Below are 17,055 nucleotides of genomic sequence, written 5' to 3'. Positions count from 1 at the left end.
AATGAAATTAAACGAGCTCTTAAATAACGTGCGCGTAAAACAAGTAACGGGAAACGCCGAAGAAAAAGAGATAACTAATATTTCGATCGATTCCCGGAATGTGAACGAAAATTCTCTCTTCTTTGCAATCGAAGGTTTTAAAACCGACGGTCATAAATTTATTCAGGACGTTTTGAATAAAGGCGTCCGGGCGGTAGTTCTTCAAAACCAGGCTGCATTGCCCGACCAAATCTTTGAACATTACAATGCCGTTAAAATTGTGGTTGAAGACAGCAGAAAGTCGCTGGCGGAATTTTCGGACAGATTTTACAGCAGTCCTTCCAAAAAGATTAAACTGGTCGGAGTAACGGGCACGAAAGGAAAAACCACGACGGCTTTTTTTCTCAAATCGCTTTTTGAATATACAGGACGTAAAGCCGGCTTGATTGGAACTATTGCGAATTATGTCGGAAGCGAAGAAATAAAGACGATGCTCACAACTCCGCAGTCTCATGAAATTAATTATCTGCTCGATAGAATGGTTAATGCCGGATGTAAATATTGTTCGATGGAAGTTTCGTCGCACGCTCTGGATTTGCACCGCGCGGATTATCTCGATTTCGATTACGCGGTTTTTACGAATATTACGTCGGATCATATGGATTACCATCTGACATTTGAAAACTATCTCAAAGCGAAAAAAATATTGTTCGACATGCTTTCCGAAAATGCCGCGGCGGTTATTAATGCGGACGACCCGAATGCGAATGAAATTGTAAGCGATACGAAAGCAAAAGTAGTCAGATACGGCGCATCCGAAAAGGCGGACTTCAGAATTAAAGAAATATCTTATTCGCTCGAAGGAACAGATTTCGTTATTGTATATAAAAATGAAGAATACAAATTGCGCACGAAGTTGATCGGTCATTTTAACGCTTACAATGCGGCTGCTGCTTTTGCGGTTGGCGCGCTGGAGTCGATCGATACGGACGAAATAATTAAAGCCATTGAAAATTCGCCGCAGGTTCCGGGCAGATTCGAAGTGGTCTCCGGAGGCGAAAAGAAAATAATAATCGACTACGCGCATACTGCGGATTCTCTTATGCAGGCGTTAAAAGCCGTTAGAAATATCGTCGGCAATACTCGCCCTGTCTATACGGTTTTCGGTTGCGGAGGCGACCGCGACAGATCCAAACGACCGGTAATGGGCAGAATTGCCTCCGAAATGAGCGACAAGGTTTTTGTTACTTCGGATAATCCGCGCACCGAGAATCCCTCGGCAATCATCGACGAAATTCTTAAAGGCATTAAAAAGGATAATTATTCCGTCATTGAAAACCGTGAAGAGGCTATTAAAAAAGCGATACAAAATTCCGAAAAGGATGCCGTGATTCTGATTGCCGGAAAGGGTCATGAGAATTATCAGGAAGTAAACGGAGTTAGAACTCATTTCTCGGATAAAGAAACTGCTATTAAATATTTGGATCTATGAGCCGAAAAATTAAAATAACGTTGGAAGATTTGTTCGAGCTTAACGGAGCGGAAATCTATAATCCGGATTATTATAAACCGGAATATAACGTTTCGATCGACACAAGGAAAATTAAAGGCAGATGCATTTACGTTGCAATAAAAGGCGAGAGGTTTGACGGACACGATTTTATTGGCGAAGCCGTTAAAAAAGGAGCCGACGCCCTCGTTGTCAATAAAAGAAAACTGAAAAAAATATTCGAATCGAAAGAATACAATACTTATCGAACCGCAATAGTAGCCGTGCCCGATACCTTGAAAGCATTGGGCGAAATTGCGCATAAGTGGCGGAAGAAACTCAACGCTTCGGTAATTTCTATAACGGGCAGCAACGGGAAAACCACAACCAAAGATATTCTGGCTTCGATTCTTTCAGAGAAATTTGCAACGGTTAAAACCGAAGCAAACAACAACAACCATATCGGCGTGCCGCTTACTCTTTTGTCCGCCGGCGAAAAGACGGAATTCGTAGTATTGGAACACGGCACTAATCATTTCGGGGAAATCGAGTATACAGCTCGAATTGCCGAGCCCGATTTTGCGCTGATAACCAATATTGGCGATTCTCATATTGAATTCTTAAAAAACAGGGAAACGGTTTACAGGGAAAAATCGGCTCTGTTGAAAGTAGCCGATCAAAAAGGAGGAACAGTTTTTATTAATATTGACGACCCGGTACTTAAAAAGAATAAAGAAAATTTTAAGAATGTCGTAACGTATGGATTTCGAAACAGACCTGTTGTAAAAGGAAAAATTACCGGCTATGAAAAAGACGGCAGGACAAAACTCAGAATCGGTTACGGAAAGATTGACAAAGAATTTATACTATCGTTATACGGCGAAGCTAATGCAATCAATTTTCTTTCCGCCGCCGCAGTCGCGTTGAATGCGGGCATTGGCGTGAAAGAACTCGATAAAGCGTCGAAAAATCTTATCCCCGCGAAAGGGAGACTTAACGCGATTAAATTACCCGGCGTGTTTCTGATTGACGATACTTATAATTCGAGTCCCGCTTCCGTCGAAGCCGCATATAAACTCGTAAAGAAAATCAAGGGATACAAGAAAAAAATATTTATCCTCGGCGACATTTATGAACTCGGAAAACAGTCGGCAAAAATACATAAAGAACTTGCGGGCATATTCAAACCCGATAAAAATCTTTATGCGCTCACGCTTGGCAATTACATGAAACACACGAGCAATGAATTAAAGAAAAGAGGAATTAAAACCATACACTTTAAAAACAGGGAAGAATTGTCGCTCTACCTGAAATACGAAGAACTGAAAGACTTCGTAATTCTAGTAAAAGGTTCGAGAGGTATGGCGATGGAGGAATTTGTGAAAATCATAAAAGAGAGATTTGAATAATGTTTTATTATTTGTTCGATTACATAAACGAAATTTTTAATCCGCCGGGCTTCGACGTCTTCCGGTTTTTGTCTTTCAGATCGGCTTTGTCGGCAATAACGGCGCTTGTTATGTCGTTTATGATTGCCCCGAAAATCATTAGAAAATTAAAAGAAAGTCAGATTGACCAGCCGATAAGAGACGACGGTCCGAAGACTCACAAAAAGAAAGCGGGCACGCCAACAATGGGCGGAATAATTATTCTGCTTTCGGTAATTGTGCCTGTTTTACTATGGAGCGATATCAAAAGCAAGTTTATTCTGCTCGTACTTTTTGCGACTATTGTTCTCGGCTTTATCGGTTTTCTTGACGATTATCTGAAAGTAGTAAGAAAATTGCCAACCGGTCTGATTGCGCGGTATAAATTAATGGGACAAATTTTTGTCGGATTGGTTGTTGGAACGGCGGTTTATTACCTGCCCGAATTTGCTCAGTATAATACTCAAACTACTCTGCCGTTCTTTAAGAATCTGAACTGGGATTTTTCTTACCTCTACATTCCCTGGGTAGTTTTTATAATAACAGCAACTTCGAATGCGGTGAATTTAACGGACGGGCTCGACGGATTGGCAATCGGTACGATGATAATAGTAATGCTTGCGCTTGCCATACTCGCTTATGTGACGGGCAATGTAATTTATGCCGATTATCTCAATATAATGTATTTGCCCGGCAGCGGAGAATTAACAGTTTTCATAGCCGCTCTAATCGGAGCGGGACTCGGTTTCTTATGGTACAATTTTTATCCGGCGGACGTTTTTATGGGGGATACCGGATCGCTCGCTTTGGGCGGCGCTTTCGGCGTGATGATGATCGTAATTAAAAAGGATTTACTGATTCCGATTCTCGGAGGAATCTATTTTGCCGAAACTCTGTCGGTTATTATTCAAAGACTTTATTTCAAGTACACTAAAAGAAAATACGGCGAAGGCAGACGCGTTTTCAAAATGGCTCCGATTCATCATCATTTTGAGCAATTGAATTGGGCGGAACCCAAAATCGTAGTTCGTTTCTATATAATTACGATTATACTGGCAATAATAAGTTTAACTTCGTTCAAGATAAGATAATGGATATTAAAGGAAAAAAAATATCGATAATAGGCGCGGCAGACAGCGGCATTGCGGCGGCTAAGCTTGCAAAAAAAATGGGAGCTCTCCCTTTTGTGAGCGATTCCGCAAGCAGACAATCGATTCTTAAATGGATCTCCGTTCTGGAAAACGAGAATATTCCTTACGAAACCGACAAACATTCCGAAAGAGTATTCGAATGCGATTTTATTGTAACGAGTCCCGGAGTACCGTCGTTTTCGGGCATTCTGGCGGACGCAAAAGATAAAGGCATTGAAATTTTCAGCGAATTCGAATTTGCAAGCTGGTTCAATAAAGGTAAAACAATTGCAATTACCGGAACCAACGGAAAAACCACTACTACTTCATTAATGAACTATACATTAAGCCTGAGCGGCTTCAAGACATTTCCTGCGGGAAATATAGGAACTCCTTTTTCAGATGTTGTTACGGAGATAGGCGAAAATGATTATGCGGTTCTGGAAGTATCGAGTTTCCAGCTCGATTTTATTAAATATTTCAAGCCCGATTTTGCCGTGATTTTGAATATTACTCCCGATCACCTTGACAGATATAACAATGACTTTGAGCTCTACGCCCGGTCGAAAATGAATATACTCAAAAATCAAACTTCGAACGATGTTTTGATCTATAACTCCGACGATCCGAATGTAATCGATTTAATGCCGGCTGCCGACGTGAACAAGTACGGTTTCTCGCTTCAAAAGGAAATGCTCAAAGGCTCGTATGTAAAAGACGGAAATATGATTTTCTCGGACCTGACGAAGGAAACCGTTTGCGCAGTCTCGGATTTGTTTATTAAAGGTCCTCACAACGTTTCTAACGCTCTTGCGGTTTTGACTGTGGCAAAAAAAATCGGAATACCAAACAAGAAAATTAAAAGCGCATTTTCGTCTTTTAAAGGCGTGGAACACCGTATCGAATTCGTGCGCGAACTCTCCGGCGTGGAATATTATAACGATTCAAAGGCTACAAACGTTGATTCGGTCTGGTATGCGCTCAACAGTTTTGATAAGCCGATTTATCTGATTCTGGGCGGTAAGGACAAAGGCAACGATTACAATAAAATCAAAGACCTCGTAGCGCGGAAAGTTAAAAAAATATACGCCATCGGTTCTTCGGCAAACAAAGTTTATGATTTTTTCAAGGATATTGTTCCTACGGAATATAAACAATCATTGGAAAGCTGCGTTGTTTCGGCAAGAAAAGAAGCCAAGCCCGGGTCGGTGGTCCTTTTGTCGCCGGCGTGCGCCAGCTTCGATATGTTCGACAATTACGGACATCGCGGAAAAGTTTTTAAAGAAGCGGTTAATAATTTGAAATAAATGAAAACGCTAATAAAAATATTGATTATCATCGTAATCGCTCTTGTGCTTCTCGGCGCCATTATGGTATTTACAGCCAGCGGCACATACAGCATGACCAGATACAACGATTACTATTCGATGTTCAAGTCGCATATTTTGAAAGTCGCTCTGGCTCTCTTCGCTCTTGCGGCGTTTTCATTAACGCCGTATGACCTTTACCGGAAATACAGCAAATATATGATGATATCCGGGCTCGTTCTGTTGATTGCCACTTTGATTTTCGCGCCGAAAGTAAAAGGAGCGGCCAGGTGGCTCGACCTGGGACTGATTAGTTTTCAACCTTCGGAAGCTGTCAAGATTCTTTTGATAATTCATTTGTCGGCTCTGATTGAAAGAAAAGGAGAATTGATTGCCGATTTCAAGAAAGGTTTTGTATATGCTCTCGTTTGGATCGGTCTTGTGTGCGGACTGATTATTCTTCAACCGAACGTAAGCACGAGTTTGATAATCGCATTTACTTCATTTGTTTTGCTTTACGTGGGAGGAGCGAGTTTCAGACACATTTCCGGAATTCTGTCAGTCGGAATTTTCTTTGTGGGCTCTGCCGTAATGTTGTATAAACATTCGCGCGAGCGGCTTTTTGATTTTATTAACAGTATTATGACCGGAAGCGATATCAATATTCAGGTGACTCAGGCAAAGATTGCATTGGGCAGCGGAGGTTTGAAAGGATTGGGTTTCGGTCACAGCAGGCAGAGCGACCTCTTTCTGCCCGAATCATACGGCGATTTTATTTTCTCGATAATCGGCGAGGAAACAGGATTTATCGGAACGGCGTTAATCTTGTTCACTTATCTCGCTCTTTTTGTTATTTGTCTGATAATTGCCAAAAAAGCTCAGGATAAATTCGGTCAGCTGCTCGTCTTCGGACTCGGTTTTAATATCCTTGTAAGCGCATTCATCAACGCGGCTGTGGTAACCGGTTTGTTTCCGACTACCGGCATTACGCTGCCTTTCATCAGCTTCGGCGGTACGTCGGTAGTTTTTATGGGAGTTTCGATAGGGATCATTATTAACGTTGCTTATCAAACTATGCAAACGGAAAAATTAAAATTGGCTCAGGTAGGATGAAGAATACGAATCCATATCGTTTTGTATTTGCCGCCGGCGGAACGGGCGGTCATCTTTATCCTGCTATTGCCGTGGCTCAGTATATTAAGAAATTACATCCCGAATCCGAAATCGTCTTTTTCGGGAATAAAGATAAAATCGAATCGCAGGTGGTTCCTAAGTACGGTTTTGAATTTAGAAGTATTTGGATAAGCGGATTCTATCGCAAGTTCGATTTAAGGAATTTATTGTTCCCGGTTAAACTTATTGTCTCCGCATTTCAATCTCTGTTGTTTATGATGCGGTTTAAACCCCGCGTAGCCGTCGGCTGCGGCGCATATGTTTCGGGACCTGTTATCTGGGCGGCTTCCGTTATCGGTTCTAAAATCATACTGCTCGAACAGAACAGTTATCCGGGTATTGCAAACAGACTGCTGGAAAGAAAGGCAAACGAAATTCATGTGACGTTTGAGGAAAGCAAAAAATATTTCCGCTTTAAAGATAAAATTTATGCGACGGGAAATCCCGTACGGGTTGATTTGTCCCTGATCGATAAAAATGAAGCTGCAAAAAAATTCGGATTGGACCCCGCTAGAAAAACCGTGTTGATTTTGGGAGGCAGCCTGGGAGCCAGGTCGTTAAACGAATCGGCGGCTCGAATTGTGGATTTGTTTGAAAAGGAAGACTTGCAATTAATCTGGCAGACGGGCAAGCTCTACTATGACGAGTATAAAAAATATAATGCGGAAAAAATAAAAATTATGCCGTTTATCGAAGACATGCAGGCGGCTTATTCGGCTTCCGATCTTGTAATTGCAAGGGCGGGAGCTACTACAATTGCCGAACTTTCGGCTCTCGGCAAAGCGGCTGTTCTTGCGCCGTCTCCGAATGTTGCCGCCAATCATCAGTATTTCAACGCTCTTGCCCTGGCTGAGTCGAATGCGGCTGTTTTAATTGAAGACAAAAATTTAACGTCGGAGCTGAAAAACAAATTGATCGAATTAATCAAAGACGACGAAAAACTTAAAAAATTATCCGATGCGATAAAAACATTTTCAAAACCGGAAGCCGCCTCTGTGATTGCCCAAAAGGCAATCGGCATGGCGGAACAAATAAATTAAGGAGTCGATTTTTTATGATGATGAAAACCGTAAAAAACGTACACTTTGTGGGCATTGGCGGAATCGGCATGAGCGGGATTGCGGAAATATTATTGAATCAGGGATTCAATGTTACCGGTTCCGATTTGAACAAGACGGAAATCACAGACAGACTGGAATCTCTCGGAATAAAAATTTACGAAGGTCACGATCCGGCAAACATCGAAGGAGCCGACGTTGTGGTTTATTCTTCTGCTGTAAATAAAGACAATCCGGAAGTAAGCGCCGCTATCGAAAAAAAGATTCCCGTTATAAAGCGTTCCGAAATGCTTGCCGAATGCATGAGAATGAAATACGGAATCGGCATTGCGGGCACTCACGGTAAAACGACTACAACTTCAATGGTCGGATTAGTCTTGACCGAAGCGGGCGTCGACCCCACGATTATCGTCGGCGGCAAGTTGAGCGGTCTCGGAGGCACGAACGCGCGTCTGGGAAACGGCGAATTCATCGTTGTCGAAGCGGACGAATTCGACAGAACTTTTTTAATGTTAACTCCCGTAATTGCGGCAATTACAACGCTGGAAAAGGAACACCTCGATACTTATAAAGACCTGGACGACATTAAATCGGCTTTTGTAGAATTTGCCAACAAAGTGCCGTTCTTCGGTTTTGTAGTCCTTTGTCTCGACGAGCCCGCGCTGCAAGACATTATTCCTTTGATTAAAAAGAAAATTTTTACGTACGGACTCTCGCCTCAAGCCGACGTTCAGGCAGTCGATATTTCTCATAAAGAAAATTCTTCCGAATATACAGTCGTCTATAAAGAAGAAATTCTCGGAAGGATTAAACTTAACGTCCCGGGAGTTCACAACGTAAAAAATTCGCTTGTAGCCGTTACGATTGCAAAAGAACTCGGCGTGCCGTTTGATACGATAAAAAAAGCTCTCGGAGAATTTACGGGAGTATACCGCCGCTTCGAGAAAAAGTACGATAACGACGTAATGGTTATAGACGATTACGCGCATCATCCGACGGAAATTAACGTAACGCTCGACGGGATACGAAAGGGCTGGAAGAGAAGGCTGGTAGCCGTGTTTCAACCGCATCTTTATTCGAGAACGCGCGATTTTTATCTTGAATTCGGACGCTCGTTTCTTAATTCCGATGTTTTTATTTGCACCGACGTTTATCCGGCAAGGGAAAAACCGATCGAAGGCGTCTCCGGGCAGATGATTGCCGACGCTGCAAAAAAATTCGGTCATAAAAATGTGATTTACGAAGCCGATAAAAATAAAATACCGGAGCTGCTTAAATCGATTTATAAAAAGGACGACATTATCATTACGCTCGGCGCGGGAGACATCTGGAAATACGGCGAAAAATTTGTCGAATTTTTAAAATCCCAAAATAAATGAAAAACAAAGGATACATAGCGGGTATTATATTCTTTACGCTGCTGATTACGATTATCGGATATTTTGCGGTTACTCTGGAAAAGGAGAATTATAAAATCGATTTGATAACGCTGGAAGGCAACAATCATCTTTCTAAAGAAAAGTACCTGAACTTTGCAAATTTATTGGATAGAAAAAATTATAACGAACTAAACCTGCAGATTATAAAAGACAGATTTGAAAAGCATCCGTACGTACAATATGCGGACGTAAGCTATACAAACAACGGAAAGGTTACGGTTATACTTCACGAGAAAAATTTCGACGCGGTATTAATCGACAATCAAAAGCATTTTCTGATTACGGACAAACTCGAGCCTGTGCCGTTGCTTGAAGGAACCGAGCGCGTAGATTATCCGGTTATTACTAATCCTTATCTGGACGGAGAAATAAAACCGTTTATAAGTTTGAAAAAAAATAATGACATAGCGACCGCCTCAAAAATTTTGAGCGGGATAAAACTCGTCAACCCCGAGCTCTACGGCAATATTTCTGTTATCGATATGAGGAACGGGGGGGACGTGGTAATGACTTTTTCTTTGTTCGACTATCCCGTCGTATTCGGCAGGGGAGACGAAGCGAGAAAAATAGTTTATTTCAATGCTCTTTGGAATTATCTGAAAGGTAAAGAAGCAAATAATTTAATCGAGTATGTCGATTTGAGGTATAACAAACATATTTATTTCGGCTTTGCCGCAGATAGTATAATATCGGGAGAAGACCAAACATGAAAAGAAATATTATAGCCGGACTCGATCTGGGGACTACGAAAGTTTGCGCTGTTATCGCCGAGCACGCGGAGGACAATATCAACATACTGGGATTCGGCGTTGCTCCCTCGGAAGGGTTGAATCGCGGTCTTGTGGCGAATATATCCAAGACTGCCGAAGCGATTAGCGAAGCAATGAATATCGCAATCAACAGAGCCGGTTTGAGCGTTGAAGAAATCAATGTGGGCGTCGCCGGCGAGCATGTTACGAGTCTTAGGCATCGAAACTATGTAACGATCAATAATCCCGAACGGGAAATAACCGAAGAAGACCTGAACCGTCTCAAGTCGGACGTTCACACTATAAGAATTCCGTCCGACAGACAAATACTTCACATTATACCGGAAGAATTTTTCGTCGACTATCAGGGAGGAATCGAAGACCCGATCGGCATGTGCGGTTCCAGGCTCGAAGCCGTCAATCATGTAGTTCTGGCTTCGTCGCCTGCAATTCAAAATATTAAAAAATCGGTTGAACGCGCCGGTTATAAAATTAAAGAACTGATTCTTCAACCGATCGCTTCGAGTTTGTCCGTGCTGGAAGAAAACGAAAAAGACCTCGGCGTTTTGTTGATCGATATCGGCGGAGGAACGACCGACATCGCCGTATTTCATCATAAATCGATTAAACATACGAAAGTAATCGGCGTAGCCGGAAATCAGGTTACGAACGATATCCGGGAAACTCTCGGCATTGTTACTGCCGACGCCGAAAAGTTGAAAAAAGAATACGGCTATGCGCTCGAAAGCGCTATAATTAAAGACGAAGATATTTATATAAAAGGCGTCGGCGCTAGGGGGAATATTAAAATTCCGTTGACGCTGCTTACTCAAATTATCAGCGTCAGAATGCGCGAACTTTTTATGCTGATCGATAATGAACTGCGGCAGACCGGATTGAAAAATAAAATAAAAGCGGGAGTTGTGCTTACGGGCGGAGGTTCGCTTTTGAGAGGGTCCACCGAACTGGCTGAAGAAGTTTTCGGACTGCCCGCAAGAATCGGAGTGCCGCTCGAATTGGGCACGGGACTCTCCGGTGAAATCGAAAGTCCGGAATTTGCCACAGCCGCAGGTTTGATTAAAGGAATGCCAGGCAAATCGGCAACCGAGTATTCGGAAGCCAAAGATATTCGTAAAGAAAAGAAACCGATTAAAATAAATTTATTCAAAAAGATACAAGAGTTTTTTGAGAATTTATAAAACTACCACAACAAGGAGGAAATATGACTGACTATACCGACGGAAGAAAAGAAAGACTCAAATTTGTAACTCTCGACAGGGAAGATACGCAAAATTTGTCCGCGGTTCTGAAAGTAGTCGGAATCGGCGGAGGCGGCTGCAATGCAATCGACAGTATGATTCACCGCGGTTTGACCGGAGTCGAATTCGTGGCAATCAATACCGACGCGCAGGTTCTTCAAAACAGTTCCGCTCATCATAAAATTCAAATCGGAACAAACGTTACCCGCGGACTCGGCGCGGGCGCCGATCCCAACGTTGGCAAAAAAGCCGCCGAAGAGGACAGGGAAAAAATTACGCGCATTCTCGACGGCAGCGATATGGTGTTCGTAACGGCCGGAATGGGCGGCGGCACTGGTACCGGCGGAGCTCCAATTGTAGCTTCGATTGCCAAAAGTCTAGGCGCTCTGGTCGTTGGAATTGTTACCAAGCCATTCAGCTGGGAAGGCAAAAAGAGAATGAAAAACGCCGAAGAAGGCATTAAAGAACTGAAACAATATGTCGACAGTCTTATTGTTATTCCGAATAGCAGAATACTCAGTATAATCGACACAGCTACGGCGGCAAGAGCCGCGTTCGATAAACCAAATGAAATTCTTTACGAAGCTACCCGCGGTATAGCCGACATTATTACGATGACCGGAATTATAAATGTCGACTTTGCCGACGTCCGGACGGTCATGCGCGACAGCGGTCATGCTTTGATGGGCTGCGGAATCGCAAGCGGAGAAAATCGCGCGGTCGAAGCGGCTCAAAAAGCAATTTCGTCGCCTCTGCTCGAAGGCGTTTCGATTAAAGGCGCAAAAAATATTCTGCTCAACGTATCGGGCTCGTCTAATATGACCATGCAGGAAGTCGAAGCCGGAAACAATATAATCTTCGAAGCAGCCGGCGAAGAAGCTAACGTTATTTTCGGAATCGTCAACAAAGAAGATATGAACGACTATATTTCCTATACCGTTATCGCAACCGGATTCGGCGACGACCTCGATACTAACGGGATAGGCAGTTTTAGAAAAGAAGGCAAAAGTTCAGGAAAGGACAAAAAATCCGTCCCCTCGTTCGGCGGTTTTTCAAAAGAAAAAATTATTTTGAACGAATCTAATATTGAAGAACAGGATTTGAACATACCGACAATTTCCCGGGTGCGCGGGGATATGAATCTCTTCCCCGAAACGGAAGAAATTCAGTCGGGATTCAGATCAAAAAATAAAAACGACTATGACGAAAACAAAAACAACGACGACGAAGACTCGTCTTCGTTCTTAAGAAAAATAATGGACTAAAATAAAACGGGCCGGATTTGATTATCCTTGTTGTGGTGACGAGAGAAATCTAAAAAAATCAATCCGGCCTTTTTTTATTGATATAATGAAATTATAAAAATCATTCCTTCTTAACCCTTATAATTAAATTAAACCGACAGGTCAATAACAATTTCTTTTTCTGCCATAGCCGACCGAAAGAATAGTAACGCGCGGCTTTTAAGTTTATTCGATAATTTCTTATTTTGCCACAAACAATTCGGAAAGAATAATATGAAAAGACTGCTGATTTTACTGACGATTTCATTCTCGGTTATCCATGCGCAGGAAAATGCCGAAGTAGGATGGGTAGCGCGTTTCGGATTAGCCGGCGGCGTTAATCCCGTCTACTTGTTTCCAAACGTCGATCCCGTTAACGAGCAAATTAAGAACGCCGGATTGAGCGGATTGTCCGAAAGCGGAATGATTGCCTGGGGCGGCAGCGGCTACGCTTATATAATGTTTGTAGAAAATCTCAGAATCGGCGGAATAGGACTCGGCGGTTCGATGAGCGCTTCCGGCAGAGTAGGAGATTTCGATAAAGAAGTTAAATACGGATACGGACTGGGCGGGCTTACAGTCGAATATACGCTCCCTTCAATTCACAGAATAGCCGTTTCCTTCGGGGGAATTATCGGAATAGCTTCGAGTGAAATTGAAATTTACCAGTCGAGCTCGAACTACACGTGGGATAATATTTGGCAAAAAGTAAGCGGCAACGTAATGACCCGCGAGGTAAGCGATCGACTGACTAAAACTTCCTTTCTGATTGCGCCTACTCTAAATTTCGATATTCCTCTCAATCGGTTTATTGCTTTCAGAATCGGAGGCGGATACAGCTTTACATTCGGAGGCGATTGGAAAATTAACAACGGCAAAAATATCGAAGGAGCGCCTTCGGACTTAAATTCGAATACGTTTTTTATTCAAACGGGAATTTATCTCGGATTCTTTTCTTATTAAGAGGGTAAAACGATGAGTTTAAAATCTATTCTTATTACCGGCGGCGCTGGATTTATCGGAAGCAACTTCATCAATAATCTACTGCCGGAACACGACGATTGGTTCGTCGTAAATTTGGATAAGCTGACTTACGCGGGGAATCTGGAGAACCTTAAACCGGTCGAGAGCTTCAGGAATTATTGTTTTGTTAAAGGCGATATTGCAAACAGGGAACTGGTCGATTATCTGTTTACTAAATACAATATCAAGTATGTCATCAATTTTGCCGCCGAGTCGCACGTCGACAGAAGCATTCTTGGTTCGGAAGTATTCTACAGAACAAACGTTATTGGCGCGAACGTATTGCTCGAAGCCGCGCGCAGGTACGGAGCGGAAAAATTTTTGCAGGTCTCGACGGACGAAGTTTACGGCAGTTTGGGTCCCGAAGGATTGTTTACTGAGTCGACGCCTTTATCGCCCAACAGTCCTTATTCTTCGAGCAAAGCCGCCGCCGATATGATGGCTCTCGCATTTCATCATACTTACGGGCTTCCGGTGGTAATAACTCGATGTTCGAATAACTACGGTCCTTACCAATTTCCTGAAAAGTTAATACCGTTAATGATTATCAACGCGCTCAACAATAAGAAATTACCCGTTTACGGCGACGGCTTGAACGTGCGGGACTGGATTCATGTGGCTGATCATAACAGAGCCGTGGAATTGGTTTTCGAAAAAGGCAAGCCGGGAGAAGTATATAATATCGGCGCAAGCAGAGAAATGAAGAATATAGAAATAGTCAAGCTGATATTAAAAAAATTGAATAAGCCCGATGACCTGATTGAATATGTGAAGGACAGACCGGGTCACGACCGCCGTTACGCCATCGACTCGACGAAAATTCAGAATGAACTCGGCTGGAAACCAGAGCGCGAGTTCGAAACCGCCCTCGATAACACGATCGATTGGTATGTCGAAAACAAAGCGTGGTGGGAACGCGTGATTTCAGGCGAGTACCAAAATTATTATAAAACGCAGTACGGATCGGATTAATTTATTTCTTAATAGATGAAAATTTTACTCTGCAATAAAAATTATTACCATTGCGGAGGAGTTGAAACTCTGTTCTTTTATACCGGGAAATTACTCAAAGCAAAAGAGCACACAGTAATACCGTTTAGTCTGAAATCTCCGGAGAATTACGAATCGGAGTTTTTAGAATATTTCCCGTCGCGTCCGCGCGCCAAATTTTTAATAACGCTCGATTCTTTTTATTCTTTTAAATCGGCTGCCGCGCTGCAAAATGCAATCGATAAATTCAAACCCGATATTGCTCACATTCATAATATAAACGGCGGAATTACATTCTCGATATTGCCAGTATTAAAGAAAAACAAAATTCCGATAGTCGCAACAATACACGGTTTCAAATATTTATGTCCGGTATGGGAATTTTATAACAGGAAACACGGCGTATGCGAAAAATGCGCCGGGGGAAAATATTATAACTGCATATTGCGCAACTGCTCGGCAAGAGGTCGGATCAGGAGCATAATGCTGGCTGTTGACGGTTACTTCAGGGACGCGTTTCTTAATTTCAGAAAATATTTCGATTATTTTCTTTTTGTGAGCGCTTTTACAAGAAGTAAATTTATTAATCTGTTCCCGGAAATTGAAAAAAGGTCGGAGGTGTTGTACAATTTTACAGAGGAGATAGAAGACAGAATTACCGTCCCGTCCGGAAAGATATTTCTTTATGTCGGAAGAATCGAATACGCTAAAGGCGTCGATATTTTGGCAGAGGTTTTTGGAAAAATGGTAAAACCGAAACTCGAAATTGCGGGAGAAGGAAGTTTATATAACGTTCTTAAAAATTCAGCTAAAAGCAACATTAAGTTTTTGGGAAGATTAAACAGAAGCGAAATAAGAGAAAAAATTATACAATCGTATTTTGTAATTATTCCGTCGAGAGTTTATGAAAACAATCCGTACGCTGTAATTGAAGCTTTTGCCTCAGGCAGACCCGTAATTGCGCCGGATGCGGGCGGCATTCCCGAAATCGTTGAAAACGGAAAAAACGGTTTTTTATACAAAGCAAACGACATCGACGCGCTGACCGATTCGATTTATAAGGCTTATGAACTCGAGGAAAGGGAATATGCGAAGATGTGCGAACGTGCTCTTCAAACGGCTAAAAACAAATTCAATCCGGTCTCTCATTATGAAAGTTTAATAAGAGTTTACGAAAAAACGGCAAAGGCAAATTAGAACTGAAAATATTTGTTTGGGTGCGTTAAATGTTCTATTTTTTGGGTCGATATCCGAAAATATTTTAAAATTAACCGGCATTGGAAAAATGAGAATACAAAAAAGATTTCTCGTAATTCTGTTACTTTTTATCTCTACTATAATATCCGCTCAGTTAAACGACTACAATACTTCGAAAACGGACAAATCACTGTTGTTATCGCAGCCGATAACAGTCACGGTCGGCGGCAATTTTATTGTAACCGGATCTTTTACGGCTTTCCCTGTTCAAAGGCTCGATCATTTTATAACTACGCTTTTTATCGAAGCGCAGCAGCAGGCGCTTACGTCGTTAACCCAGCTCGAGACAATCAATGTTGTAAAGAAACAGCTGGAAAGTTATCCGCTGCGGGGAATAAAACTGATACGCGCCGACGGCACAAAGCTGAATATCGATTTGCTTAAATTCAGATTGACGGGCGATTTCAAGTATAATCCGTACCTGCGAAACGACGATGTTATAATATTTCCCGACTACGACGAAGAAAAAGATTTTATCGATATATCCGGCGCGGTCAACAAACCGACAAAATTTCAGTTTGCAGAGGGCGACAGATTGTCCGACGCTCTCTTGTTTGCCGGAGGAATCAATAAAGCGTATGATAAAGTGGAAATGGCGGAAATCTATCGACTCTCCGAGGACGGTTTATCGGAAAAAATTATTCAAACAGTCATTTCCGAAAACATTGAACTGATGCGCGGCGACAGGATAAGAATTATTGCCGGGGAAAATAAACGCCACGATTATAAAACTCTCGTGCTTGGCGAAGTGAAAAATCCGGGTTATGTTTATTTAACCGCCGAAGGTTTGCCCGTAAGCGAAGTTATTCAAAGGGCGGGAGGATTTACTCCAAACGCCGATTTATACAGAGCCGAGGTAATGAGAAATTATACCGCCGACAATATATTGAGAAAGAATAAGCTCGCAAGGGAATTTGTTGAAAACCGTAACGATTTACTGCAGCCGGAAACGCAACTCCGTCTTCAGCAGCAAAAGGAACTGTTGGAAATGCTGCGACTTGCCAATATCACGGAAGAAGATTCTCTCTTTTTTAATATCGACAATCAATTGAGAGTGCTGGGAGCCGAATCGCTAGTCGATTTCACAAAAATCAGCGATCCGGATTCCGACGAAGGGAAATTTTTAATTAAAGACGGCGACGTGATTCTGATACCTTCGAAATTCGAATATATTTACGTATTCGGGCAGGTGCCCAGAGCCGGTTACTTTAAGTATGTGCCCGATATGAATTATAAATATTATATAGAAAAAGCCGGCGGACTTGCCGAAACAGCCAAGGGCGAAGACGAGATAGTGGTAATAAAAGGAAAAGAGAAGAATTGGGTTACAAAAGAAATCGACAAACTGAAAATCGAACCCGGCGATTATATCTATGTGCCGAAAGAAATTCCCAGAACGACCTGGTTCTATGTGGAAAGGACAGGCAATGTGCTTAGCATAGTCGGCAGCATAGCGACAATTGTAATATTGATTTTACAGGTAGTTAAATAA

At 42.3% G+C, this 17,055-nt stretch carries 14 protein-coding genes; all 14 read left to right on the top strand.

Annotated elements, in window-relative coordinates; genetic code table 11:
- Position 1: 1 nt before the first annotated feature.
- The 14 genes from ACSSWA_RS04490 to ACSSWA_RS04425 all read left to right on the top strand — a co-directional run bounded on the left by ACSSWA_RS04490 (position 2) and on the right by ACSSWA_RS04425 (position 17,055).
- Entirely contained in the window at positions 2-1,471 is a 1,470-nt protein-coding gene (locus tag ACSSWA_RS04490; protein ID WP_437355367.1) for a UDP-N-acetylmuramoyl-L-alanyl-D-glutamate--2,6-diaminopimelate ligase, read from the top strand.
- Positions 1,468-2,877, top strand: a complete 1,410-nt coding sequence (locus tag ACSSWA_RS04485) for a UDP-N-acetylmuramoyl-tripeptide--D-alanyl-D-alanine ligase (RefSeq protein WP_437355366.1) — start codon at positions 1,468-1,470, stop codon at positions 2,875-2,877. The genes ACSSWA_RS04490 and ACSSWA_RS04485 overlap by 4 nt, the downstream gene beginning before the upstream one ends.
- The gene (gene mraY, locus ACSSWA_RS04480) at positions 2,877-3,986 is read left to right on the top strand and encodes a phospho-N-acetylmuramoyl-pentapeptide-transferase (protein ID WP_437355365.1); all 1,110 of its coding nucleotides are present in this window, start codon (positions 2,877-2,879) and stop codon (positions 3,984-3,986) included. The genes ACSSWA_RS04485 and mraY overlap by 1 nt, the downstream gene beginning before the upstream one ends.
- Complete coding sequence (gene murD, locus ACSSWA_RS04475; protein ID WP_437355364.1) at positions 3,986-5,332, top strand: UDP-N-acetylmuramoyl-L-alanine--D-glutamate ligase; 1,347 nt, start codon at positions 3,986-3,988, stop codon at positions 5,330-5,332. Before mraY ends, murD begins: the two co-directional genes overlap by 1 nt.
- Positions 5,333-6,445, top strand: coding sequence for an FtsW/RodA/SpoVE family cell cycle protein (locus tag ACSSWA_RS04470; RefSeq protein WP_437355363.1), 1,113 nt, complete (start codon positions 5,333-5,335; stop codon positions 6,443-6,445). It abuts the gene before it with no gap.
- Positions 6,442-7,545: an undecaprenyldiphospho-muramoylpentapeptide beta-N-acetylglucosaminyltransferase gene (gene murG, locus ACSSWA_RS04465; protein WP_437355362.1), complete on the top strand. Its 1,104-nt coding sequence runs from the start codon at positions 6,442-6,444 to the stop codon at positions 7,543-7,545. The genes ACSSWA_RS04470 and murG overlap by 4 nt, the downstream gene beginning before the upstream one ends.
- 17 nt (positions 7,546-7,562) lie before the next feature.
- Positions 7,563-8,942: a UDP-N-acetylmuramate--L-alanine ligase gene (gene murC / locus ACSSWA_RS04460; protein ID WP_437355403.1), complete on the top strand. Its 1,380-nt coding sequence runs from the start codon at positions 7,563-7,565 to the stop codon at positions 8,940-8,942.
- Positions 8,939-9,712 (top strand): cell division protein FtsQ/DivIB, encoded by a 774-nt coding sequence (locus ACSSWA_RS04455; protein ID WP_437355361.1) that lies wholly within the window; start codon positions 8,939-8,941, stop codon positions 9,710-9,712. Before murC ends, ACSSWA_RS04455 begins: the two co-directional genes overlap by 4 nt.
- A complete protein-coding gene (gene ftsA, locus ACSSWA_RS04450) occupies positions 9,709-10,950 on the top strand; it encodes a cell division protein FtsA (RefSeq protein ID WP_437355360.1) in 1,242 nt (413 codons plus the stop codon). Before ACSSWA_RS04455 ends, ftsA begins: the two co-directional genes overlap by 4 nt.
- Before the next feature lie 23 nt (positions 10,951-10,973).
- Complete coding sequence (ftsZ, locus tag ACSSWA_RS04445) at positions 10,974-12,275, top strand: cell division protein FtsZ (RefSeq protein WP_437355359.1); 1,302 nt, start codon at positions 10,974-10,976, stop codon at positions 12,273-12,275.
- 252 nt (positions 12,276-12,527) lie between these two features.
- Positions 12,528-13,256, top strand: a complete 729-nt coding sequence (locus ACSSWA_RS04440; protein WP_437355358.1) for a hypothetical protein — start codon at positions 12,528-12,530, stop codon at positions 13,254-13,256.
- 12 nt (positions 13,257-13,268) lie between these two features.
- Positions 13,269-14,288, top strand: coding sequence for a dTDP-glucose 4,6-dehydratase (rfbB, locus tag ACSSWA_RS04435; protein WP_437355357.1), 1,020 nt, complete (start codon positions 13,269-13,271; stop codon positions 14,286-14,288).
- Between the two features lie 15 nt (positions 14,289-14,303).
- On the top strand, positions 14,304-15,503 hold the full coding sequence (locus ACSSWA_RS04430) for a glycosyltransferase family 4 protein (RefSeq protein WP_437355356.1): 1,200 nt from the start codon (positions 14,304-14,306) through the stop codon (positions 15,501-15,503).
- Between the two features lie 88 nt (positions 15,504-15,591).
- Positions 15,592-17,055: an SLBB domain-containing protein gene (locus tag ACSSWA_RS04425; RefSeq protein WP_437355355.1), complete on the top strand. Its 1,464-nt coding sequence runs from the start codon at positions 15,592-15,594 to the stop codon at positions 17,053-17,055.

Source organism: Melioribacter sp. Ez-97 (assembly GCF_051488665.1).
In the GTDB taxonomy this organism is placed as follows: domain Bacteria; phylum Bacteroidota; class Ignavibacteria; order Ignavibacteriales; family Melioribacteraceae; genus Melioribacter.
Note: the sequence above shows the minus strand (reverse complement) of the source record. Positions and strands in the feature narration are given on the sequence as shown.

What these genes read in the sequence shown, in the direction of transcription:
- rfbB (WP_437355357.1), top strand. Translation starts at nt 13,269, where the DNA reads ATGAGTTTAAAATCTATTCTTATTACCGGCGGCGCTGGATTTATCGGA.
- ACSSWA_RS04440 (WP_437355358.1), top strand. Translation starts at nt 12,528, where the DNA reads ATGAAAAGACTGCTGATTTTACTGACGATTTCATTCTCGGTTATCCAT.
- ACSSWA_RS04455 (WP_437355361.1), top strand. Translation starts at nt 8,939, where the DNA reads ATGAAAAACAAAGGATACATAGCGGGTATTATATTCTTTACGCTGCTG.
- ACSSWA_RS04430 (WP_437355356.1), top strand. Translation starts at nt 14,304, where the DNA reads ATGAAAATTTTACTCTGCAATAAAAATTATTACCATTGCGGAGGAGTT.
- ACSSWA_RS04485 (WP_437355366.1), top strand. Translation starts at nt 1,468, where the DNA reads ATGAGCCGAAAAATTAAAATAACGTTGGAAGATTTGTTCGAGCTTAAC.
- ACSSWA_RS04470 (WP_437355363.1), top strand. Translation starts at nt 5,333, where the DNA reads ATGAAAACGCTAATAAAAATATTGATTATCATCGTAATCGCTCTTGTG.
- ACSSWA_RS04425 (WP_437355355.1), top strand. Translation starts at nt 15,592, where the DNA reads ATGAGAATACAAAAAAGATTTCTCGTAATTCTGTTACTTTTTATCTCT.
- mraY (WP_437355365.1), top strand. Translation starts at nt 2,877, where the DNA reads ATGTTTTATTATTTGTTCGATTACATAAACGAAATTTTTAATCCGCCG.
- ftsZ (WP_437355359.1), top strand. Translation starts at nt 10,974, where the DNA reads ATGACTGACTATACCGACGGAAGAAAAGAAAGACTCAAATTTGTAACT.
- murG (WP_437355362.1), top strand. Translation starts at nt 6,442, where the DNA reads ATGAAGAATACGAATCCATATCGTTTTGTATTTGCCGCCGGCGGAACG.
- ftsA (WP_437355360.1), top strand. Translation starts at nt 9,709, where the DNA reads ATGAAAAGAAATATTATAGCCGGACTCGATCTGGGGACTACGAAAGTT.
- ACSSWA_RS04490 (WP_437355367.1), top strand. Translation starts at nt 2, where the DNA reads ATGAAATTAAACGAGCTCTTAAATAACGTGCGCGTAAAACAAGTAACG.
- murC (WP_437355403.1), top strand. Translation starts at nt 7,563, where the DNA reads ATGATGAAAACCGTAAAAAACGTACACTTTGTGGGCATTGGCGGAATC.
- murD (WP_437355364.1), top strand. Translation starts at nt 3,986, where the DNA reads ATGGATATTAAAGGAAAAAAAATATCGATAATAGGCGCGGCAGACAGC.